This is a genomic window from Streptomyces sp. NPDC051105, assembly GCF_040682795.1.
Lineage (GTDB): Bacteria > Actinomycetota > Actinomycetes > Streptomycetales > Streptomycetaceae > Streptomyces.
This window is the reverse complement of sequence record NZ_JBFBBR010000008.1, coordinates 92706-111642: the sequence shown is the minus strand read 5'-3', so window position 1 is coordinate 111642 and position 18937 is coordinate 92706. Positions and strand designations below refer to the sequence as shown.

Genomic DNA, 18937 nt, shown 5'->3' with positions numbered 1-18937 from the left:
TGTTGCGAAATTTCACGCAGGTTACATGATGGAGCGATTCTCGGGAACTGGATACACCGTTCCAACATGCGGACGCCGCAGGGGTTTACGGCGCGGTGCCGCTCTTGCGGCGAAGGTGGTGGGGGACCGATCCGGACAGATCCGTGTCCATCGGTCCGCGGGGGGTGAGGGTGAGCGTCGTCGTCACCCCACAGCTGCACGTCAGGCGTCCTTGCCTGCGGTGCTTACGGCTCATGCCCAGTGGTTAAGCGTTCGAAACCAGTGAGTAACGGCTACTTATGCGGCCCAACGCATAAGTAGCGGTCGAGCTATCCTACGGCGGTTCCGAACAGGCTGCCCAGGGCGTACGTCACACCGGCCGCGGCGCCGCCCAGCGCGAGCTGCCGCAGACCGCTGAACCACCAGGTCCGCGCGGTCACCCTGGCCACCACGGCTCCACAGCCGAACAGCCCGACGAGCGCGAGCAGCAGGGCGGGCCAGAGCACGGTGGCGCCGAGCAGGAACGGCAGGACGGGCAGCAGGGCGCCCAGCGCGAACGAGCCGAAGGAGGACACGGCGGCGACCAGCGGCGAGGGCAGGTCGCCGGGGTCGATGCCCAGCTCCTCGCGGGCATGTATCTCCAGGGCCTGCTCGGGATCGGCGGACAGCTGCCGGGCGACCTCCCGTGCGAGCGACGCCTCGACCCCTCTCGCCTCGTACAGCGCGGCCAGTTCGGCCTCCTCGTCCTGCGGATGCCTGCGCAGCTCCCGGCGCTCCACGTCCAGCTCGGCCTCGACGAGCTCGCGCTGCGAGGCGACGGAGGTGTACTCGCCGGCGGCCATGGAGAAGGCGCCGGCGGCGAGTCCCGCGAGCCCGGTGATGACGATGGTCTGGTGACCGACGGCCCCGCCGGCGACACCGGTGATCAGGGCGAGGTTGGAGACGAGCCCGTCCATCGCACCGAAGACCGCGGGCCGCAGCCACCCTCCGTTCACATCCCGGTGGGTGTGGTTGTCGCGGTGCGCCTCGTGCAGTGTCGCCTGGGTGTCGATGACGGCCATGCGGATCCCCCAACAGGTCTCGAACATGCCCCAAGTAAGCTGAGGCAAAGCTAATTCTGGAATGATTCCATCTTTCGACAACATCGACACTACGCCCCGACATTCCCCTCCGCCAGCAAGGAAAGGCTCGGCTAACCTGCGGCTTTACCGTTCTACGCTCACTTGTGCTAGGTAGTGCACACATGTCGACCGGGTGATGTGAAGGCCTTTCAGGCTGCGGTCAACCGCCGTTGGTGGGACACATCCGCAAACGGTTCCGCGCCCCGGCGCGCGACCCCTCCCGGAGAGGCCCGCCCATGACATCGATCGTCTGCACCCCGTTGGTCCCCGCCCCCGACGAGCACGTCTCTCCCCTCCACGACCGGGCGCGGGGCGCGCTGCTGGGCCTGGCCGTGGGCGACGCGCTCGGGGCGCCGGCGGAGAACATGAAGCCCTCCGAGATCCGCGCCCGCTGGGGCCGCATCACGGGGTACGTCACCGACACCCCGGCCGGCACGGACGACACCGAGTACGCGATCTTCTCCGGTCTCCTGCTCGCCCGCCATGGCTCGGCACTCACCCCGGCCCATGTCGAGGCGGCCTGGCACGAGTGGATCGCCGACCGCGCCGAGGGCCCCTTCAAGGGCGCCGGATTCAGCGAACGCGGGACCCTGGAGAACCTCCGCCGGGGCCTCGCCGCCCCCATCTCCGCCCAGCACCGGCACGCTTGGAGCGACGGCCTGGCCATGCGGGCGGCCCCCTTCGGTGTCTTCGCGGCGGGCCGGCCGGCCGAGGCGGCCCGGCTGGTGGCGATCGACGGTTCGGTGAGCCACGAAGGCGAGGGGATCTACGGCGGTCAGGCGGTGGCGGCGGGTGTGGCGGCGGCGATGGCGGGAGCCCCGCCCACGGCGGTGGTCGCGGCGGCGCTCGCGGTGATCCCGGACGACTCCTGGACGGCCCGCTCGCTGCGCCGAGCCGTCTCGGTGGCCCACCGGGGCGAACGGGCGGTCCGGTCCGCGGTCGTCATCGGCGGCTACCCGTGGACCGACCTGGCCCCGGAGGCGGTGGCCCTCGCCTACGGCGCGTACGCGGCGGCGGACGGCGACTTCCGGGAGGCGGTGCTGACAGCCGTCAACATGGGGCGCGACGCGGACACGACAGCGGCGGTGGCCGGCGCGCTGTCGGGGGCGACACAGGGAGAGACGGCGATCCCGACCGCCTGGGCGACGGCCATCGGCCCGGCCCGCGGCAGCTGCCTCCCGTCGATGGCGGGACACCATGTACTGGAGGTGGCAGAACTCCTGACGGGCGCGGCAGGGCTACGCCCCACGACACCGACACCGGCACCACAGCCAACCGAGCCGCGCCTCTCCACGGCAGCCTCCGCACAACCCGGGCCACGCCCCTCGACGCCGACCTCCCCACCAACCGAGCCACACCCCTCCACACCAGCCCACCGACCCCCCGAGCCACACCCCTCCACGCCAGCCCATCGGCCCGCCGAGCCACACCCCTCCACACCAGCCCACCGACCGCCCGAGCCACACCCCTCCACACCAGCCCACCGACCCCCCGAGCCACACCCCTCCACACCAGCCCACCGACCCCCCGAGCCACACCCCTCCACACCAGCCCACCGACCCCCCGAGCCACACCCCTCCACGCCAGCCCATCGGCCCGCCGAGCCATACACCTCCACATCGGCATCCCCACCAACCGAGCCACACCCCTCCACGCCCGTCTCTCCACCGGCGGAGCCACCCCCCTGCACTCCCGCCTTTCAGCCCGCCGAACCGTGTCCCTCCGCGCCCGCCTCTCTGCCGACCGAGTCGGGTGGTGGGTGGACGAGGGATCGGGGCTCCAGGGGGCGGAGTCCCCTGGGGGGCGCCTGCCGCGAGGGGCTGCGGTGAACCGGCGTCGTATCGAGGGGCTCCTGCTCGGCCTCGCCGCAGGCGACGCCGCCGGCTGGCCCGCCGCCCGCCACCGCGCAGCCCGCATGCCGGAGTGGACCCGCCGTCTCACCCGGGAGCTCGACACCTTCGCCGAACAGAACGCGACCACCACCCTCCCCGTCCCCATCGCCCTCAACCAGCCCCCCGAGCCCCTCCGCCTCGGCCCTTCCGACGACGCCGAGTGGGCCGCCTTCGCCGCGGAAGCCGTCCTGCGCGCAGGCGACGACACCGCCCTCGCCGACCTCAGCCGTGAGCTCCGTACCCGCGCCGCCATCGACCTCACCTGGACCGCCGTCGCCTCCGAGGTCGCCGCCGCCGCGGAGCGCGCCCCCGAGATCGAGTCGGCCGTCCTCCCCCTGCGCGCCCGTATCTCCGTCCGCGCCGGCCTCGGCAACCTCGCCACCGGCCTGCGCCCGCCCGCCACCGGCCACGACAACCCGCACTACTTCGACGACGCCGCCTGCGTGCGCGCCTGCGCCCTCGCCGTCGCCCACCCCGGCGACCCCCAACGCGCCGCCGACCTTGCCGAGTTCGACGCCCGCTACACCCAGGACGGCGACGGAGTGCACGGCGCCCGTGCCATGGCGGCGGCCCTCGCGCTCGCCCTCGCCGGCACCGAGGTGGAGACCTGCGTGGCCGCCGCGCTCGCCGAACTCCCCGAGGCCACCGAGATCGGCCGCAACGCCCGCCACGCCCTGGCCCTCACCGCCACGGCCGACACCGCGTTCGCCCTCGTCCCCCTCCTCGAACACCAAATCGTCGACCACGTCTACAGCTACGGCATCGCCGCCGCCGAAACCGTCCCGGTCGCCCTCGCCCTCGCCACCGCCGCGCGCGGCCGGATCGCCGAGGCCGTCCCCGCCGCCGCCTGTCTCTCCCGGGTCGCCGACTCGGCCCCCGCCCTGGCCGGCGCACTCACCGGCGCACTCGGCGGCGGCGACTCGATCCCGCCGCCCTGGCGGGACGCCTGCCGCACCCTCTCCGGCTGCGCCCTCCCCCGCCTCACCGGTACCGACCTCGTGGAACTCGCCGAACTCCTGGAAGCCACACAACCGGCCCTTCCAGGTGGATGATTCGGTGCATGACGCCCAAAGGAGAAGAAAGCGCCGGAGCTTCGCTCGACGAGCGGATCACCGGAGCGCTCGTCGGAGCCGCCGTGGGTGACGCCCTCGGCGGCCCGGTCGAGGGCTACTCCCCCGACCAGATCTTCGAGCGCCACGGCGGCCGCGTGCACGGCATCGTCGGCCCCTGGAACGGCGACGCCTGGCGTACCGCCCGCCCCATCGCCCCGTACCACAAGGGCGACGGGCACGTCACCGACGACACCTTGATGACCCATGCGCTGGTACGGGTGTACGACCGCGTCCGCGACCACCTCGACGCGTACGCGATCGCCGACCACCTGGTCCCCGACCTGATGACCAACCCCCGCTGGATCCCGGAGCTGGAGACCGAGACCATCCCCCTCCACCGGGTCTTCCTCGCCGAGAAGTGGCTGGCGACCCGCCTCCACTACGGCCACGTCGACCCCCGCGAGGCCGGCACCGGCAACATCGTCAACTGCGGCGCGGCGATGTACATGGCGCCGGTCGGCCTGGTCAACGCGGCCAACCCGCGCGCCGCGTACGCCGAGGCGCTGGACGTCGCCGGCGCCCACCAGTCGTCGTACGGCAGGGAGGCGGCGGGCGTGTTCGCGGCGGCGGTGGCGGCGGCCGCCGCGCCGGGCGCCACGCCGGACTCGGTCGTCACCGCTTGCCTGTCCCTGGCGAAGGACGGCACGCGAACGGCGATCGAAGCCGTCTGTGAAGTGGCCGCGCACCACACCGACTTCGAGTCGGCTCTCACCCCCCTCCGCGAGGCGATCGCCCCCTACGACACGGTCGGCCCCGACTACCGCGCTCCCTCCCTCGGCGCCCGCCGCCCCTCCCGCCTCCACGCGATCGAGGAACTCCCCGTCGCGCTCGGCATGTTGCTGGTGGCCGACGGCGACTACCGGCACGCCGTCGTCGGTTCCGTCAACTACGGCCGGGACTGCGACTCGATCGCGACGATGGCGGGCGCGATCGCCGGTGCGCTCGGCTCCGCCGTGCCGGAGGAGTGGTCGAAGCGGGTCGCGGAGGCCAGCCGCCTCGACCTGTGGGAGCCGCCCCGCACGCTGGCCGCCGTGACCAGGGAGATCTTCACCCGAGACACGGGCCTCCGCCGTGCCCACGAGGAATCCTTCGCTCGCCTCGGGGGCGCGGGATGCTCCGCCTGACCTGGGTCCAGCCGGAGGATCTGCTGGGCCATGAGATCCGCCAGGCCCGGCAGGACGGCCGGGAGCCGGGCGCCGTCGAGGCGCGCTGGAAGGCGGCGGGGGGCGCGGACGCGCCGGAGCGGGCAGGTGCGTCGCCGGACCGGGTGTCCCGCTATCTCCGCCAGCTGGCGGAGGACCTCCTCGACGAACTCGCGGACCTGCCGAGCAGGTTGAACGAGCCGACGGATCTGGACGCCATCAAGTCCCTGTGTCCGCAGTGGCCGAACGCGCAACAGGGAGGGCGGTGCGGACCGTCGTGCGACCGCGGGTGCGATGTGGTCGCTCGCGCAGTTCCCCGCACCCCAGACGGGGCGCTGCCCGGCCGCGTCTCACATAGCTGCGGGCAGTCGTACCTCTCCCGGAGCCCGAAAGACCTGGGGGGACCTCCAAGCGGCACGGGTGGGCGCGGCGGCACCCTGCCGGCGCCGGTAAGCGACACCCGCGCCGCTCCCACCCCCCGCGCCTACCACGCCGCCTGGCTCGGCAGAGCCGTCGGCTGTCTCCTCGGCAAACCCGTCGAGAAACTCCCCCTCCACGCCATCCGCGAACTCGCCCAAGCCGCCGGCAACTGGCCCCTGAACCACTACTTCACCGCCCGCGGCGTCCCCGCCGAGCTCCTCGCCGCCCACCCCTGGAACCGCCGCTCCGCCGCCACCTCCCTCGTCGAGAACATGGACGGCATGCCCGAGGACGACGACCTCAACTACCCCCTCCTCAACCTTCTCCTGCTCCAGCGCCACACCAGAGCCTTCACCACCACCGACGTGGCCGCCCTCTGGCTCGACGAACTCCCCGCCGGCCGCACCTTCACCGCCGAGCGCGTCGCCTACCGCAACCTCCTCACCGGCGTCGAACCCCCGCACACCGCCCGCCACCGCAACCCCTTCCGCGAGTGGATCGGCGCCCTGATCCGTGCCGACGTGCACGGCTGGACCAACCCCGGCGACCCGGCCGCCGCGGCCGAACAGGCCCATCGTGACGCCGTCCTCACCCACACCGCCAACGGCGTCTACGCGGCGATGTTCACGGCGGCCACCATCGCCACCGCCGCCGGCGGAACCCACGACGTCCACGGCTGCCTGCGCTCCGGCCGCACGGTGATCCCGCCCCGGTCCCGCGTGGCCCAGGCGATCGACCAGGCGATCCGGCTGGCCGAGACCCACGAGGACTTCGAGACGGTCGTGGCGGAACTCCACCGCACCCACTCCCCCACCCACCACTGGGTGCACGCCATCCCCAACACCGCCCTGATCGCCGCCGCCCTCACCCACGCGGGCGGCGACTTCACCGGCTCCGTCTGCCGTGCGGTGAGCGGCGGCTGGGACACCGATTCGAACGGCGCGACGGCCGGCTCCGTCGCCGGGCTGCTCGCCGGCGACCCCGACGCCCTCCCCGACCGCTGGACGACCCCGCTCAAGAACCGCCTCGCCACCTCCGTCGCCGGCTTCGACGGCACCGGCTTTGACACCCTCGCCCACCTCACCCACCTGGAGGCGACCCGCCCATGACCCATATCGCCGTACTCGGCAGCACGAACATGGACCTCGTCGCGTACGTCGAGAAGGCCCCGCAGCTAGGCGAGACCGTGACAGGACGGGAGTTCCGTACGATCCCCGGCGGCAAGGGCGCCAACCAGGCGATCGCCGCCGCCCGCGCGGGCGCCACCGTCTCGATGATCGGCGCGGTCGGCCATGACGCCTACGGCACCCGGATGCGGGAGACCCTCGAGCACTCCGGCGTGGACACCGACTCGCTGCGCACGATCGAGGGCCCCTCCGGCACCGCGCACATCGTCGTGGACGACGAGGGCGGCAACGCGATCGTGGTGATCCCCGGCGCGAACGGCACCGTCGACCATCTCTCCCCCGGCGACGAGGGTGTCATCGCCTCCGCCGACACCCTCCTGCTCCAGCTGGAGATCCCGCTGCCCGCGGTCGTCGCCGGTGCGCAGGCCGCCCGCCGGCACGGCGTCCGGACCATCCTCACCCCGTCCCCCACCCGCGCCCTGCCCTCCGAACTGCTCGACAACATCGACCTGTTGGTGCCCAACGAACGCGAGGCCGCCGACCTCACCGACCGCGCCGACCCGCGCGACGCGGCGGCCGCCCTGCTCGGCCTGGTGCCGCAGGTCGTGGTCACCCTCGGTGCCGCCGGCTGCCTCTACCTCACCCGTGACGCGGCACCCCTCGTCATCCCGGCGCCCCGGGTGACCGCCGTCGACTCGACGGGCGCGGGCGACACCTTCGTCGGCGCCCTCGCGGTCGCCCTGGCCGAGGAGAAGCCGATCCGGGAGGCCCTGTCCTGGGCGGCGGCCGCGGCCGCGCTCGCCGTGCAACGAGAGGGGGCGTCGACGTCCATGCCGTACCGTCCGGAGATCGAGGCCCAGTACACCGCATGAGTACGACAACACAGCCCCAGCCCCTCGCCGGTCTGCGCGTCCTCGACCTCGCCACCCTCTTCGCCGGCCCCCTCGCCGCCACCCTGCTCGGTGACTTCGGCGCCGAGGTCGTCAAGGTCGAGCACCCCGCCAAGCCCGACCCCTCCCGGGGGCACGGCCCGGCCAAGCAGGGCGTGGGCCTGTGGTGGAAGCTGCTCGGCCGCAACAAGCGGACCATCACCCTCGACCTGTCCAAGCCCGGTGGCCGCGCCACGCTGCTCCGGCTCGCCGCCACCGCCGACGTCATCGTGGAGAACTTCCGGCCCGGCACCCTGGAGAAGTGGGACCTCGGCTGGGAGGAACTCTCCGCCGCCAACCCCCGGTTGATCCTGACCCGGGTCACCGCCTTCGGCCAGTTCGGCCCCTACGCCCACCGGCCCGGCTTCGGCACCCTCGCCGAGGCGATGAGCGGCTTCGCGGCGATCACCGGCGAACCGGACGCGCCACCCACGCTGCCGCCGTTCGGGCTCGCCGACTCCATCGCGGCCCTGGCGACCGCGTACGCGGTGATGACCGCGCTCGCCGCCCGGGACCGCACCGGCGAGGGCCAGGTCGTCGACATGGCGATCATCGAACCGATCCTCACCGTCCTCGGCCCCCAGCCCACCTGGTACGACCAGCTCGGCTACGTCCAGGCGCGCACCGGCAACCGCTCCGCCAACAACGCCCCGCGCAACACCTACCGCACGGCGGACGGGACCTGGGTCGCCGTCTCCACCTCGGCCCAGTCGATCGCGGAACGCGTCCTGCGGCTGGTCGGGCACCCGGAGCTGATCGACGAGCCGTGGTTCGCGACCGGCGCCGACCGGGCCGCGCACTCCGACGTCCTCGACGCGGCCGTCGGCGACTGGATCGCCACCCGCTCCCGAGCCGAGGTGCTGGCCGAGTTCGAGAAGGCGGAGGCGGCGGTGGCCCCCATCCAGGACGTACGGGACGTGATGGACGACCCGCAGTACCTGGCGCTGGACACGATCACCACCGTCTCCGACCCCGAACTGGGCCCGCTGCGCATGCAGAACGTCCTCTTCCGGCTCTCCTCGACCCCCGGCGCGATCCGCTGGACCGGCCGTCCGCACGGCGCCGACACGGACGAGGTCCTCACCGAGCTGGGCCTGACCCCGGCCCAGCTGCTGGCCCTGCGCGCGGAGGGCGCCGTATGACCACCGCCGCCTTCCCGCTGACCTGGCTGTACGTCCCCGGTGACCGGCCGCATGTCGTCGCCAAGGCGCTGGTCTCCGGCGCGGACGTGGTGGTGGTCGACCTGGAGGACGCCGTCGCCCCCGACCGCAAGGACTGCGCCCGCGCCGCCACCGCCGACCTCCTGGCCCACCCGCAGCCGGTGCCGGTGCACGTCCGGATCAACAGCCTGGACACCCCCTGGGCCGCGGCGGACCTCCAGGCCCTGCTCGGCCTCCCGGGCCTGGCCGGCCTGCGGCTCCCCAAGGTGACCGGCCCCGACGACATCCACCACATCGCGGCCCGGACCACCGCCCTCCCGCTCTACGCCCTCCTGGAATCGGCCCTCGGCATCGAGCGCGCGTACGCCATCGCCACCGCCCACCCCGCCCTGCGGGGCATCTCGCTCGGGGAGGCGGACCTCCAGGCCGACCTGGGCGTATGCGACGACATCGGCCTCGACTGGTCCCGTTCCCGGATCGTCGTCGCCGCCCGGGCCGCCGGCCTCGCCCCGCCGCCCCAGTCGGTCCATCCCGACACCCGCGACCTCAAGGGCCTCGCCGCCTCCTGCGCCCGCGGCCGTGCCCTGGGCTTCCTGGGCCGCGCCGCCATCCACCCCCGCCAGCTCCCGATCATCGAACGGGCCTACCTCCCCACGGAGGCCGAACTGGAACAGGCCGAGAAGATCCTCAAGGCGGCCACCACGGAACAGGGCGCCCAGGCCCTCCCGGACGGGAGCTTCATCGACGCGGCGGTAGTGGCGACAGCCCGCAGAACCCTGTCCCTACTGAACCGCCGCTGACACCGCCGGCCCGACCTTTTCTTCGGCCCTCCGCCGGTGAGCTTCTTCCGCCTCGACGGCTGGTGCGGTGTCCGGCGGTGCCGGGCTCGGCGGCAGTCGTCCGCCCGTACGTGAAGAGGGCGCCCGGTTCCGGCCCGGGCGCCCTCTTCGTCGTATCGCGGCAGGTCAGCTCTTCTTGGTCGCCGCCCCGGCCTCGTCCTTGGTTTTGTCCTCGGCCTCGTCCTTGGATTCGTCCTCGGCCTTGTCCTCGTGCTCGGCCTCGCTTTCGGAAGCCTCCACCTCGGAAGCCTCCTTGGCCTCGGCGGCCTCCGTCCCCTCGGCGGCGTCACCCGTACCGTCGGCCTCCCCGTCGGAGACGCCCGGCTCGACCACCGCCTCCCGGCCCGGCCGCTTCTTCGCGGACAGCACGATGTACAGCACCGCGAGCAGGAACACGATCATCGCGGTCCAGTCGTTGAGCCGCAGGCCGAGAATGTGGTGGGCGTCGTCGACGCGCATGTACTCGATCCAGCCGCGGCCCACGCAGTACGCGGCGACGTACAGCGCGAACGCCCGCCCGTGCCCGAGCTTGAACCGGCGGTCGGCCCAGATCACCAGGAAGCCGACGCCGACGCACCACAGCGACTCGTAGAGGAAGGTCGGGTGGTAGTAGCCGGGGACCCGGCCGCCCTCGGAGGAGGTGATGTGCAGGGCCCACGGCACATGCGTCTCGCGGCCGTACAGCTCCTGGTTGAACCAGTTGCCCCAGCGGCCGATCGCCTGGGCGAAGGCGATGCCGGGGGCGATGGCGTCGGCGTAGGCCGGGAGCGGGATGCCACGGCGCCGGCAGCCGATCCACGCGCCCACCGCGCCGAGCGCGATCGCGCCCCAGATGCCGAGGCCGCCCTGCCACACCTTGAACGCGTCGACCCAGTCACGGCCCTCGCTGAAGTACAGCTCGTAGTCCGTGATCACGTGGTACAGACGCCCACCGACCAGGCCGAACGGCACGGCCCAGACCGCGATGTCGGCCACGGTGCCGGCCCGCCCGCCCCGGGCGATCCAGCGCCTGTTTCCGAGCCAGACGGCTACGAAGACACCGATGATGATGCAGAAGGCGTAGCCGCGCAGCGGAATGGGACCGAGGTGGATCACTCCGCGCGAAGGGCTGGGAATGTAGGCAAGATATTCCATGGCAGGGTCGACGCTACCGTGCCGGACCGGGCCGACGGCAACCAGTCCGGCTACGGCTCCATAACAGGGGCGTGAGAAGTGCTTACCCCGCTCACCCCTTGTTGGCGTCCTCCACGAGCTGCTTCAGCTTGGCCGGGGTCATGGTCTGGTCCTGGTAGATGTTCTTGCCGTCGAGCAGAACGGTCGGGGTGCCGCCGAACTTGGCCGCCTGGAAGGCCTCGTTGGACTTCACGACCCAGGCGTCGTGCTTGCCGTCCTTGACACACTTCTGGAACGTCGGCGTATTCAGGCCCTGGACCTTGCCGGCCAGCTCGATCAGCTTGTCGTTGTTCGAGAAGGCGTCGTCGGTTTCCTTCGGCTGGTTCTCGTACAGCACGTCGTGGAAGTCGCGGAACTTGCCCGCGTCCTGGGCGCAGGCCGCCGCGTTGGCCGCGCTGCGGGAGCCGCTGCCGCCGAGGTTGCCGTCGATCAGCGTGACCAGGTGGTACTCGATTCTGAGCTTGCCGGAGTCGGCCAGCTCGTGGAGCGTCGGGCGGTACGCCGTCTCGAAGGCCTGGCAGGCCGGGCAGCGGAAGTCCTCCCAGACGGTGAGCGTCGCCTTCGCGTCGTCCTTGCCGACCGGGATCGCCAGGCTGTCCTTGCCCTGTGCGCCCGAGGGCGCCACGACCGGGCCGGAGCTCTTGCTGTTCTTGTCCTTGCCCGCGTTCGCGGCGATGACGCCGATCACCGCCGCCAGGCCGAGGACACAGACGACGCTCGCGCCCACGATCAGCGCGCGCCGTCGCTTCTCCGCGGACTTCTGCTTCTCGCGGTCGGCTGCGATCCGCTCACGGGCCGTCTGCTTTCCGTCACGATTCTTCTCGCTCACACCACCAGAACGAACCGGGGAGGCGCACCGCGCCTCCCCGGTCCCAGGTCCACCCGTACGAGTGACCGATCGTTCCGCGGTTCCGTTACGCCTGGCCCGCGACTGGCCTAGGCCTGGCCACGTACGCCCTTGGCCAGGTCACCGGCGAGTTCCCGGACGGCCGCCACGCCGGCGGTGTCGTCCGGCGCGTCCAGCATCCGCTTCACGAAGGCCGAGCCGACGATCACACCGTCGGCGAAGCCGGCGACCTCGGCGGCCTGGGCCGCGTTGGAGACGCCGAGGCCGACGCAGACGGGCAGCCCGGTGCCGGTGGCCCGGGTGCGTTCCACCAGGTCCTGGGCCTGTGCGCCGACCGATTCACGGGTACCGGTGACACCCATCAGGGAGGCCGCGTAGACGAAGCCGCTGCCGGCCGCCGTGATCTGCGCGAGCCGCTCGTCCTTGCTGCTCGGCGCCACGACGAAGACCGTCGCGAGGCCGTGCTTCTCGGCGTGCTCCCTCCACAGGGCCGACTCCTGGACGGGCAGGTCGGGCAGGATGCAGCCCGCGCCGCCCGCCTCGGCCAGCTCGGCGGTGAAGCGCTCGACGCCGTAGCGGTCGATGGGGTTCCAGTACGTCATGACGAGGATCGGCTTGCCGGTGGCCGCGTAGGCCTCCTTGACCGTGCGCATGACGTCCGCGATCTTGACGCCGCCGCGCAGGGCGATGTCGTCGGCGGTCTGGATGACCGGGCCGTCGAGGACCGGGTCGCTGTGCGGCAGCCCGACCTCGACGACGTCCGCGCCGCCGTCCAGCACGGCCTTGATCGCCTCGATGCCGCCGTCCACGGTCGGGAACCCGGCCGGGAGGTAGGCGATGAGCGCGGACCGGCCTTCGGCCTTGGCACCCGCGAGGGTGTCGGACAGCAGCTGAATGTTCCGGCTCACTTGGCGTCCCCCTCGATCTCGGCGGTGGCGGTGGCGTCGGCGGCGACCTCGGCGTCGGTGTCGTAGAGGCCGAAGTAGCGCGCGGCGGTGTCCATGTCCTTGTCGCCGCGCCCGGACAGGTTGACGACGATCAGCCCGTCCTTGCCGAGTTCCCTGCCGACCTCCAGGGCGCCGGCGAGGGCGTGGGCGCTCTCGATGGCCGGGATGATGCCCTCGGTGCGGGACAGCAGGCGCAGGGCCTGCATGGCCGCGTCGTCGGTGACCGCGCGGTACTCGCCGCGGCCGGAGTCCTTGAGGTAGGAGTGCTCCGGGCCGATGCCCGGGTAGTCCAGACCGGCCGAGATCGAGTACGGCTCGGTGATCTGGCCCTCCTCGTCCTGGAGGACGTAGGACCGGGAGCCGTGCAGGATGCCGGGCTCCCCGGCGGTGAGGGTGGCGGCGTGCTCGCCGGTCTCGATGCCGTGCCCCGCGGGCTCGCAGCCGATGAGGCGGACGCCCTCGTCGGGGATGAAGGCGTGGAAGAGGCCGATGGCGTTGGAGCCGCCGCCGACACAGGCGATCGCCGCGTCGGGGAGCCGGCCGGCCCGCTCCAGGAGCTGGCGGCGGGCCTCGACGCCGATGACCCGGTGGAAGTCGCGGACCATCGCCGGGAAGGGGTGCGGTCCGGCGACCGTACCGAACAGGTAGTGGGTGTGGTCGACGTTGGCAACCCAGTCGCGGAACGCCTCGTTGATGGCGTCCTTGAGCGTGCGGCTGCCGGACTTCACGGCGATGACCTCGGCGCCGAGCATGCGCATCCGGGCCACGTTGAGGGCCTGGCGCCTGGTGTCGATCTCGCCCATGTAGATGGTGCAGTCGAGGCCGAACAGCGCGCAGGCGGTGGCCGTCGCCACGCCGTGCTGGCCGGCGCCGGTCTCCGCGATCACCCGGGTCTTGCCCATGCGCCTGGTGAGCAGGGCCTGGCCGAGCACGTTGTTGATCTTGTGGGAGCCGGTGTGGTTGAGGTCCTCGCGCTTGAGGAAGATCCGGGCACCACCCGCGTGTTCCGCGAAGCGGGGGACCTCGGTGAGGGAGCTGGGACGGCCGGTGTAGTTGACCAGCAGGTCGTCGAGTTCGCGGGCGAACTCGGGGTCGTGCTTGGCCTTGTCGTACTCGACGGCGACCTCGTCCACGGCGGCGACGAGGGCCTCCGGGATGAACTTGCCGCCGAAGGCGCCGAAGTAGCCCTCGGGGGACGGCACCTGGCCTTCGGGGTCAGGGAAGAAGTAGTCGCTGGGCATGCGGAAACCTCACGGTGAGTGCCGATGGAAAAACACTGTTCGCCGTGGGGGCGGAGACCGTCGTACGACCTCAGGCCGGGTGTGGCTGGTCGCGCAGTTCCCCGCGCCCCTGAGGGGCGCGCTGCCATCGACGTCCGTTCACCTGACCAGGCTCATCACCGATGACATACCGGACCCGACGGCCATGCACCCTGCGCGCCGGTGCACGGCAGCCGCGGGGACGGCAGCCGCGCGCCAGGCGGGCGTACCGGTCCACGGTCGTCACGGTGAGAGTCATCGGGGTCAGCCTAGCGGGTGATCAGCCCCGGCCGTGCCGCAGCGCGGGATGTTCGCCCGCCGCCACCAGGTCGGCCACCGCCGACTTGGGGTCGCGGCCGGTCACCAGGGACTCGCCGACCAGGACCGCGTCGGCGCCCGCGTTGGCGTAGGCGATCAGGTCGTGCGGGCCGCGGACGCCGGACTCGGCGACCTTGACGACGGTGTCGGGGATCTCCGGGGCCACCCGCTCGAAGGTGGAGCGGTCGACCTCCAGGGTCTTCAGGTTGCGCGCGTTGATGCCGATCACCTTGGCACCCGCGTCCACCGCGCGCTCGACCTCGTCCTCGTCGTGTACCTCGACGAGCGGGGTGAGGCCGATGGAGACCGCGCGCTCGATCAGCGACTCCAGGGCCGGCTGGTCGAGGGCGGCGACGATCAGCAGCGCGAGGTCGGCGCCGTACGCCCGGGCCTCCCACAGCTGGTACGACGTGACGATGAAGTCCTTGCGCAGGACCGGGATGTCCACGCGGGCCCGGACCGCCTCCAGGTCGGCCAGCGAACCGCCGAAGCGGCGCTGCTCGGTCAGGACCGAGATGACGGCCGCGCCGCCCGCCTCGTAGTCCGCGGCGAGCCCGGCCGGGTCGGCGATCGCGGCCAGCGCTCCCTTGGACGGGCTGGAGCGCTTGACCTCGCAGATCACCTTGACGCCGTCGCCGCGCAGTGCGGCCACGCCGTCCTTGGCCGCGGGCGCCTTCGCCGCGCGCTCCTTGAGCTCGTCGAGGCTGACGCCCGCCTGCCGCTCCGCGAGGTCGGCACGGACTCCGTCGATGATCTCGTCGAGCACACTCACGCGAGCGGTCCCCTTCCGGTTCCGGACGGTTCTTCCGAGCGGGTCGAAACCCCTGCGGGTCAAAACCCATGGTCACATCGATGGTATCCGCAGGACGGCGCCGACCTCGCATCCGGCCGAGGCCCGGTCCCACTACCTGGACGTTTGCCAGTTGATCAAGGATGCAACCAGCCGACGAAGGGCAGGTTCCGGACAACGGTGAAGACCAGCAGCACCGCGCCCAGGGTCCACATGGGCACCGGCCTGAGCTCGATCCGGACGGGCCGGCCGCGTACCGCGCGCGATACCCACACGGTCCACACCACGGCGAAGGCCAGATAGGCGGCCACACCCGCCGCGTTGTCCCGCAGCGCGGCCAGGAAGTCGCCGTGGATGAACGCGTGGGCGCTGCGCAGGCCGCCGCAGCCGGGGCAGTACAGGCCGGTGAGCCGGTAGAGGGGGCAGACCGGATAGTGGCCGGGCTGGTTGGGGTCGACCGTGCCGACGTAGGCGAAGGCCCCGACGACGGCGGCCAGCACCCCCGCGGGCACCGCCAGCCGTCCACGCAGGGAGGGCGGCGCCGGGGCGGCCGCGCTGGAGGTGTCGGCGTTCACGCCTCGCATTGTGCCCCGTACGGTCGGCACACGCGCGCGCGAGGGGCGTCCCCATGTCTCGGGACGCCCCTCGGGAAGCGCTGTCGATCAGCTCTCGGCGGCTACCGGCTCGCGGGTGGCGGCGGCCGGGGCGGTGCGCGTCACCAGAGCGGTCTGCTTCGGCATGCCGAGGCCCATGGCACGCATGATCATGCCGACCACGCCACCGAGGACCACGATCACCATGCCGGCCCAGAAGCCCACCGGCTGGGCCATCACCATGAAGGCGCCCGCGACGCAGAAACCGATGAAGGCGATGGTGACGCCCGTCCAGGCGGCCGGGGTGTGACCGTGGCTGCTGCCCGCCATGACTTGCTCCTCGTTAGCTGGTGCGTGTCGTACGTGGCGTCCGTGGCCGCGCTCGTACGGGTCCGTTCCGGACGCTCGCCGTCCATTGTCCCGTACGCGCAGGCCTGCCGTGAGCGGGGGTGGCGTCTGATTCGCCACATCGGTACTCGGCCCCACGAGGCTCAGCGCCCCGAAAGGGGCCCGGGGCTGTGTTCGATGTCCGGCTCCGCCCCGTGGGCGCGACCGGCCACCACCACGCCGCAGGCGACCGACGGCCCCTCCCGGCGCCCCCGGCGAAGCGCTCAGGCTCCCGTAGGGTCCTCGCCCCGGTCCAGGGCCTTCCAGATGTCCTCGGGCCGGTCCGGATCTACCGGCTTCGGCGCGCGGCGCGGCCGCTCCGCGCCCGTGCCGCGCTCGTAGCGGCCGGACATGGCGGGCCAGAGGCGGCCGTAGCGCAGCGCCAGCAGTCCGGCAACCAGGATGAGCACGCCGCCGGCCGCGGCGACGTACGGCCAGCCGGTGTGGCTGAGCGCGGCGACCGTGGCGGAGGTGTCGCCGCTGGCCTCGGCGGCCTTCTCGTCCAGCGCGGAGCCGTCGGAGGCGCCCGCCAGGGCGGCGGCGGCGATGCCGGCGCCGGAGAGTGCGAGGAGCCCGGAGACCAGGAAACGGCCGGCCCGGCGGACGGCGAAGACGGCGACGAGCGCGGCGAGGCCCACTATGGCGAGGGCCGCGGGGACGCCCGTGACGTCGCTGCCCTTGACGGTCAGCGGGAAGGCGCCGCCGGCCACCGTCGCGGTGCCCTCCGCCCAGCGCTGTCGGCTGGACAGCAGGGCCACGGCCGCGCCGAGCGCACCGAACAACAGCGCGACGGCGAGGCTGCGGCGGCCGGACCCGCTGTGCGCGGCGGCTTCGGAACGGGGGTGAGGAACGGCAGTCACGTACTCCACTATCGCTCGAACCCCGGGCGAACGGTCACCCGGGGTTGGGTGAGAAGCGCCCTACTTGCCCAGTCTGTTGGCCGTGTGCACCGCGCGCAGCACCGCCGCCGCCTTGTTGCGGCACTCCTGGTCCTCCGCGACCGGGTTGGAGTCGGCGACGATGCCCGCGCCCGCCTGGACGTACGCCGTGCCGTCCCGTAGCAGGGCGGTACGGATGGCGATGGCGGTGTCGGAGTCGCCGGCGAAGTCGAGGTAGCCGACGCAGCCGCCGTACAACCCCCTTCTGGACGGCTCCAGTTCGTCGATGATCTGCATCGCCCGGGGCTTGGGTGCGCCGGAGAGGGTGCCGGCCGGGAAGCAGGCGGTGAGGACGTCGAAGGCGGTGCGGCCCTCGGAGACCTTTCCGGTGACCGTCGAGACGATGTGCATGACGTGCGAGTACCGCTCGACGGACATGAAGTCGACGACCTCGACGGAGCCCGGTTCGCAGACCCGGCCCAGGTCGTTGCGCCCGAGGTCGACGAGCATCAGGTGCTCGGCGCGCTCCTTGGGGTCGGCCATCAGCTCGTCGGCGAGGTCCTGGTCCTCTCGGGGGGTGGCCCCGCGCGGCCGGGTACCGGCGATGGGGTGGACCATGGCCCGCCCGTCCTCGACCTTGACCAGGGCCTCCGGGGACGAGCCGACGACGTCGAAGCCCTCGAAGCGGAAGAGGTACATGTACGGGGACGGGTTGGTGGCCCTCAGGACCCGGTAGACGTCCAGGGCGCTCGCCGTGCACGGGGTCTCGAAGCGCTGTGAGGGGACGACCTGGAAGGCCTCGCCCGCCCGGATGCGCTCCTTGATGTCCTCGACCGCGACCTGGAAGTCGGGACCGCCCCACAGGGCCGTGTACTCGGGGAGCTCGGAGGGGGGCAGGGCGGCCGGGGGCTGGGCGACCGGGCGGGAGAGGTCGGCCTCCATGGCGTCCAGGCGGGCGATCGCGTCGGTGTAGGCCTCGTCGACACCGGTGTCGAGGTCGTTGTGGTTGATCGCGTTGGCGATCAGCAGGACCGAGCCCTCCCAGTGGTCCATCACCGCGAGGTCGCTGGTGAGGAGCATGGTCAGCTCGGGCAGCCTGAGGTCGTCCCGCTCCCCCGGGCCGATCTTCTCCAGGCGGCGCACGATGTCGTAGCCGAGGTAGCCGACCATGCCGCCGGTGAACGGGGGCAGCTCCTGGTCGTGCGGGGTGTGCAGCGCCTCGATGGTGGCGCGCAGGGCGGCCAGCGGGTCGCCGTCGACGGGCACGCCGACGGGCGGGGTGCCGAGCCAGTGGGCCTGGCCGTCGCGGGCGGTGAGGGTGGCGGCGCAGCGGACGCCCACGAACGAGTACCGGGACCATTGGAAGGCTGTGCGGCCGTTCTCGGCGGACTCCAGCAGGAAGGTGCCGGGGCGCTCGGCGGCGAGCTTGCGGTAGAGCGCGACCGGGGTGTCGCCGTCGGCGAGGAGCTTGCGGGTGACCGGGATGACACGCCGGTCGGTCGCCAGCTTGCGGAAGGTCTCCAGTTCCATGGCGGCAGACCTTACTGATCGGAGGCCGGAACGCCGGAATCGGCGCCGTCCTTCAGGAGCACGTCGGCGTCGAAGCAGGTGCGGTCGCCGGTGTGGCAGGCGGCGCCCACCTGGTCGACCTTGACCAGCAGGGTGTCTGCGTCGCAGTCGAGGGCGACGGACCTGACCCACTGGAAGTGGCCGGAGGTGTCGCCCTTGACCCAGTACTCCTGGCGGCTGCGCGACCAGTAGGTGCAGCGGCCGGTGGTGAGGGTGCGGTGCAGTGCCTCGTCGTCCATCCAGCCGAGCATCAGTACCTCGCCCGTGTCGTACTGCTGGGCGATGGCGGGCAGGAGGCCGTCGGCGCTGCGCTTGAGGCGGGCGGCGATCTCCGGGGCGAGGCCGCTGGGCGGGGGCGTACCGGTCGTACTGGTCATAGGTGCCATTGTGCCGCGCGGCACCGGCAGTCACGGACCGTGTCCACTGTCCGGACCGTGCGTGGGGCCGTAGGCTGG

Annotated in this window: 18 protein-coding genes; 7 read left to right on the top strand and 11 right to left on the bottom strand. The window is 72.5% G+C overall.

Features of this window, described 5'->3' with window-relative positions; all coding sequences use genetic code 11:
• Window positions 1–308: 308 nt before the first annotated feature.
• Window positions 309–1040: a VIT1/CCC1 transporter family protein gene (locus tag AB0N16_RS20980; RefSeq protein WP_365799287.1), complete on the bottom strand. Its 732-nt coding sequence runs from the start codon at window positions 1038–1040 to the stop codon at window positions 309–311.
• 296 nt (window positions 1041–1336) lie between these two features.
• On the opposite strand from AB0N16_RS20980, the gene AB0N16_RS20975 reads away from it, so the two are divergent.
• From AB0N16_RS20975 to AB0N16_RS20945, 7 genes are read left to right on the top strand one after another with little or no spacing between them, the layout of a single operon-like run.
• The gene (locus AB0N16_RS20975; RefSeq protein WP_365798773.1) at window positions 1337–2929 is read left to right on the top strand and encodes an ADP-ribosylglycohydrolase family protein; all 1593 of its coding nucleotides are present in this window, start codon (window positions 1337–1339) and stop codon (window positions 2927–2929) included.
• Window positions 2926–4044, top strand: coding sequence for an ADP-ribosylglycohydrolase family protein (locus AB0N16_RS20970; RefSeq protein WP_365798771.1), 1119 nt, complete (start codon window positions 2926–2928; stop codon window positions 4042–4044). Before AB0N16_RS20975 ends, AB0N16_RS20970 begins: the two co-directional genes overlap by 4 nt.
• An 8-nt stretch (window positions 4045–4052) precedes the next feature.
• The gene (locus AB0N16_RS20965) at window positions 4053–5228 is read left to right on the top strand and encodes an ADP-ribosylglycohydrolase family protein (protein ID WP_365798769.1); all 1176 of its coding nucleotides are present in this window, start codon (window positions 4053–4055) and stop codon (window positions 5226–5228) included.
• Window positions 5216–6775: an ADP-ribosylglycohydrolase family protein gene (locus AB0N16_RS20960; protein WP_365798767.1), complete on the top strand. Its 1560-nt coding sequence runs from the start codon at window positions 5216–5218 to the stop codon at window positions 6773–6775. The genes AB0N16_RS20965 and AB0N16_RS20960 overlap by 13 nt, the downstream gene beginning before the upstream one ends.
• Window positions 6772–7665 carry a ribokinase gene (rbsK, locus tag AB0N16_RS20955; RefSeq protein WP_365798765.1) on the top strand — a complete coding sequence of 298 codons (894 nt, stop codon included), beginning with the start codon at window positions 6772–6774 and terminating at the stop codon, window positions 7663–7665. The genes AB0N16_RS20960 and rbsK overlap by 4 nt, the downstream gene beginning before the upstream one ends.
• Entirely contained in the window at window positions 7662–8864 is a 1203-nt protein-coding gene (locus AB0N16_RS20950; protein WP_365798763.1) for a CoA transferase, read from the top strand. Before rbsK ends, AB0N16_RS20950 begins: the two co-directional genes overlap by 4 nt.
• Window positions 8861–9682: a CoA ester lyase gene (locus AB0N16_RS20945; RefSeq protein ID WP_365798761.1), complete on the top strand. Its 822-nt coding sequence runs from the start codon at window positions 8861–8863 to the stop codon at window positions 9680–9682. Before AB0N16_RS20950 ends, AB0N16_RS20945 begins: the two co-directional genes overlap by 4 nt.
• 165 nt (window positions 9683–9847) lie before the next feature.
• On the opposite strand, the gene lgt is transcribed toward AB0N16_RS20945, so the two are convergent.
• From lgt to hisI, 10 genes are all read right to left on the bottom strand, one after another.
• Entirely contained in the window at window positions 9848–10855 is a 1008-nt protein-coding gene (gene lgt, locus AB0N16_RS20940; protein ID WP_365798759.1) for a prolipoprotein diacylglyceryl transferase, read from the bottom strand.
• Between the two features lie 91 nt (window positions 10856–10946).
• A complete protein-coding gene (locus tag AB0N16_RS20935; protein ID WP_365798757.1) occupies window positions 10947–11723 on the bottom strand; it encodes a thioredoxin domain-containing protein in 777 nt (258 codons plus the stop codon).
• A gap of 107 nt (window positions 11724–11830) precedes the next feature.
• On the bottom strand, window positions 11831–12649 hold the full coding sequence (gene trpA, locus AB0N16_RS20930; protein WP_365798755.1) for a tryptophan synthase subunit alpha: 819 nt from the start codon (window positions 12647–12649) through the stop codon (window positions 11831–11833).
• Window positions 12646–13929, bottom strand: coding sequence for a tryptophan synthase subunit beta (trpB, locus tag AB0N16_RS20925; protein ID WP_365798753.1), 1284 nt, complete (start codon window positions 13927–13929; stop codon window positions 12646–12648). Before trpB ends, trpA begins: the two co-directional genes overlap by 4 nt.
• 298 nt (window positions 13930–14227) lie before the next feature.
• Window positions 14228–15037, bottom strand: a complete 810-nt coding sequence (trpC, locus tag AB0N16_RS20920; protein ID WP_365798751.1) for an indole-3-glycerol phosphate synthase TrpC — start codon at window positions 15035–15037, stop codon at window positions 14228–14230.
• 155 nt (window positions 15038–15192) lie between these two features.
• Complete coding sequence (locus AB0N16_RS20915; protein ID WP_365798749.1) at window positions 15193–15639, bottom strand: DUF2752 domain-containing protein; 447 nt, start codon at window positions 15637–15639, stop codon at window positions 15193–15195.
• A gap of 78 nt (window positions 15640–15717) precedes the next feature.
• Window positions 15718–15978 carry an HGxxPAAW family protein gene (locus tag AB0N16_RS20910; RefSeq protein ID WP_365798747.1) on the bottom strand — a complete coding sequence of 87 codons (261 nt, stop codon included), beginning with the start codon at window positions 15976–15978 and terminating at the stop codon, window positions 15718–15720.
• 281 nt (window positions 15979–16259) lie between these two features.
• Window positions 16260–16904: a TIGR02234 family membrane protein gene (locus tag AB0N16_RS20905; protein ID WP_365798745.1), complete on the bottom strand. Its 645-nt coding sequence runs from the start codon at window positions 16902–16904 to the stop codon at window positions 16260–16262.
• Between the two features lie 51 nt (window positions 16905–16955).
• On the bottom strand, window positions 16956–18443 hold the full coding sequence (locus tag AB0N16_RS20900) for an anthranilate synthase component I (RefSeq protein WP_365798743.1): 1488 nt from the start codon (window positions 18441–18443) through the stop codon (window positions 16956–16958).
• Window positions 18444–18454: 11 nt separating this feature from the next.
• Entirely contained in the window at window positions 18455–18859 is a 405-nt protein-coding gene (hisI, locus tag AB0N16_RS20895) for a phosphoribosyl-AMP cyclohydrolase (protein WP_365798742.1), read from the bottom strand.
• Window positions 18860–18937 lie beyond the last annotated feature (78 nt).

What these genes read in the sequence shown, in the direction of transcription:
- AB0N16_RS20900 (WP_365798743.1), bottom strand. Translation starts at nt 18,443, where the DNA reads ATGGAACTGGAGACCTTCCGCAAGCTGGCGACCGACCGGCGTGTCATC.
- trpB (WP_365798753.1), bottom strand. Translation starts at nt 13,929, where the DNA reads ATGCCCAGCGACTACTTCTTCCCTGACCCCGAAGGCCAGGTGCCGTCC.
- AB0N16_RS20975 (WP_365798773.1), top strand. Translation starts at nt 1,337, where the DNA reads ATGACATCGATCGTCTGCACCCCGTTGGTCCCCGCCCCCGACGAGCAC.
- AB0N16_RS20960 (WP_365798767.1), top strand. Translation starts at nt 5,216, where the DNA reads ATGCTCCGCCTGACCTGGGTCCAGCCGGAGGATCTGCTGGGCCATGAG.
- AB0N16_RS20945 (WP_365798761.1), top strand. Translation starts at nt 8,861, where the DNA reads ATGACCACCGCCGCCTTCCCGCTGACCTGGCTGTACGTCCCCGGTGAC.
- AB0N16_RS20950 (WP_365798763.1), top strand. Translation starts at nt 7,662, where the DNA reads ATGAGTACGACAACACAGCCCCAGCCCCTCGCCGGTCTGCGCGTCCTC.
- AB0N16_RS20965 (WP_365798769.1), top strand. Translation starts at nt 4,053, where the DNA reads ATGACGCCCAAAGGAGAAGAAAGCGCCGGAGCTTCGCTCGACGAGCGG.
- hisI (WP_365798742.1), bottom strand. Translation starts at nt 18,859, where the DNA reads ATGACCAGTACGACCGGTACGCCCCCGCCCAGCGGCCTCGCCCCGGAG.
- AB0N16_RS20915 (WP_365798749.1), bottom strand. Translation starts at nt 15,639, where the DNA reads ATGCGAGGCGTGAACGCCGACACCTCCAGCGCGGCCGCCCCGGCGCCG.
- rbsK (WP_365798765.1), top strand. Translation starts at nt 6,772, where the DNA reads ATGACCCATATCGCCGTACTCGGCAGCACGAACATGGACCTCGTCGCG.
- lgt (WP_365798759.1), bottom strand. Translation starts at nt 10,855, where the DNA reads ATGGAATATCTTGCCTACATTCCCAGCCCTTCGCGCGGAGTGATCCAC.
- AB0N16_RS20910 (WP_365798747.1), bottom strand. Translation starts at nt 15,978, where the DNA reads ATGGCGGGCAGCAGCCACGGTCACACCCCGGCCGCCTGGACGGGCGTC.
- AB0N16_RS20980 (WP_365799287.1), bottom strand. Translation starts at nt 1,040, where the DNA reads ATGGCCGTCATCGACACCCAGGCGACACTGCACGAGGCGCACCGCGAC.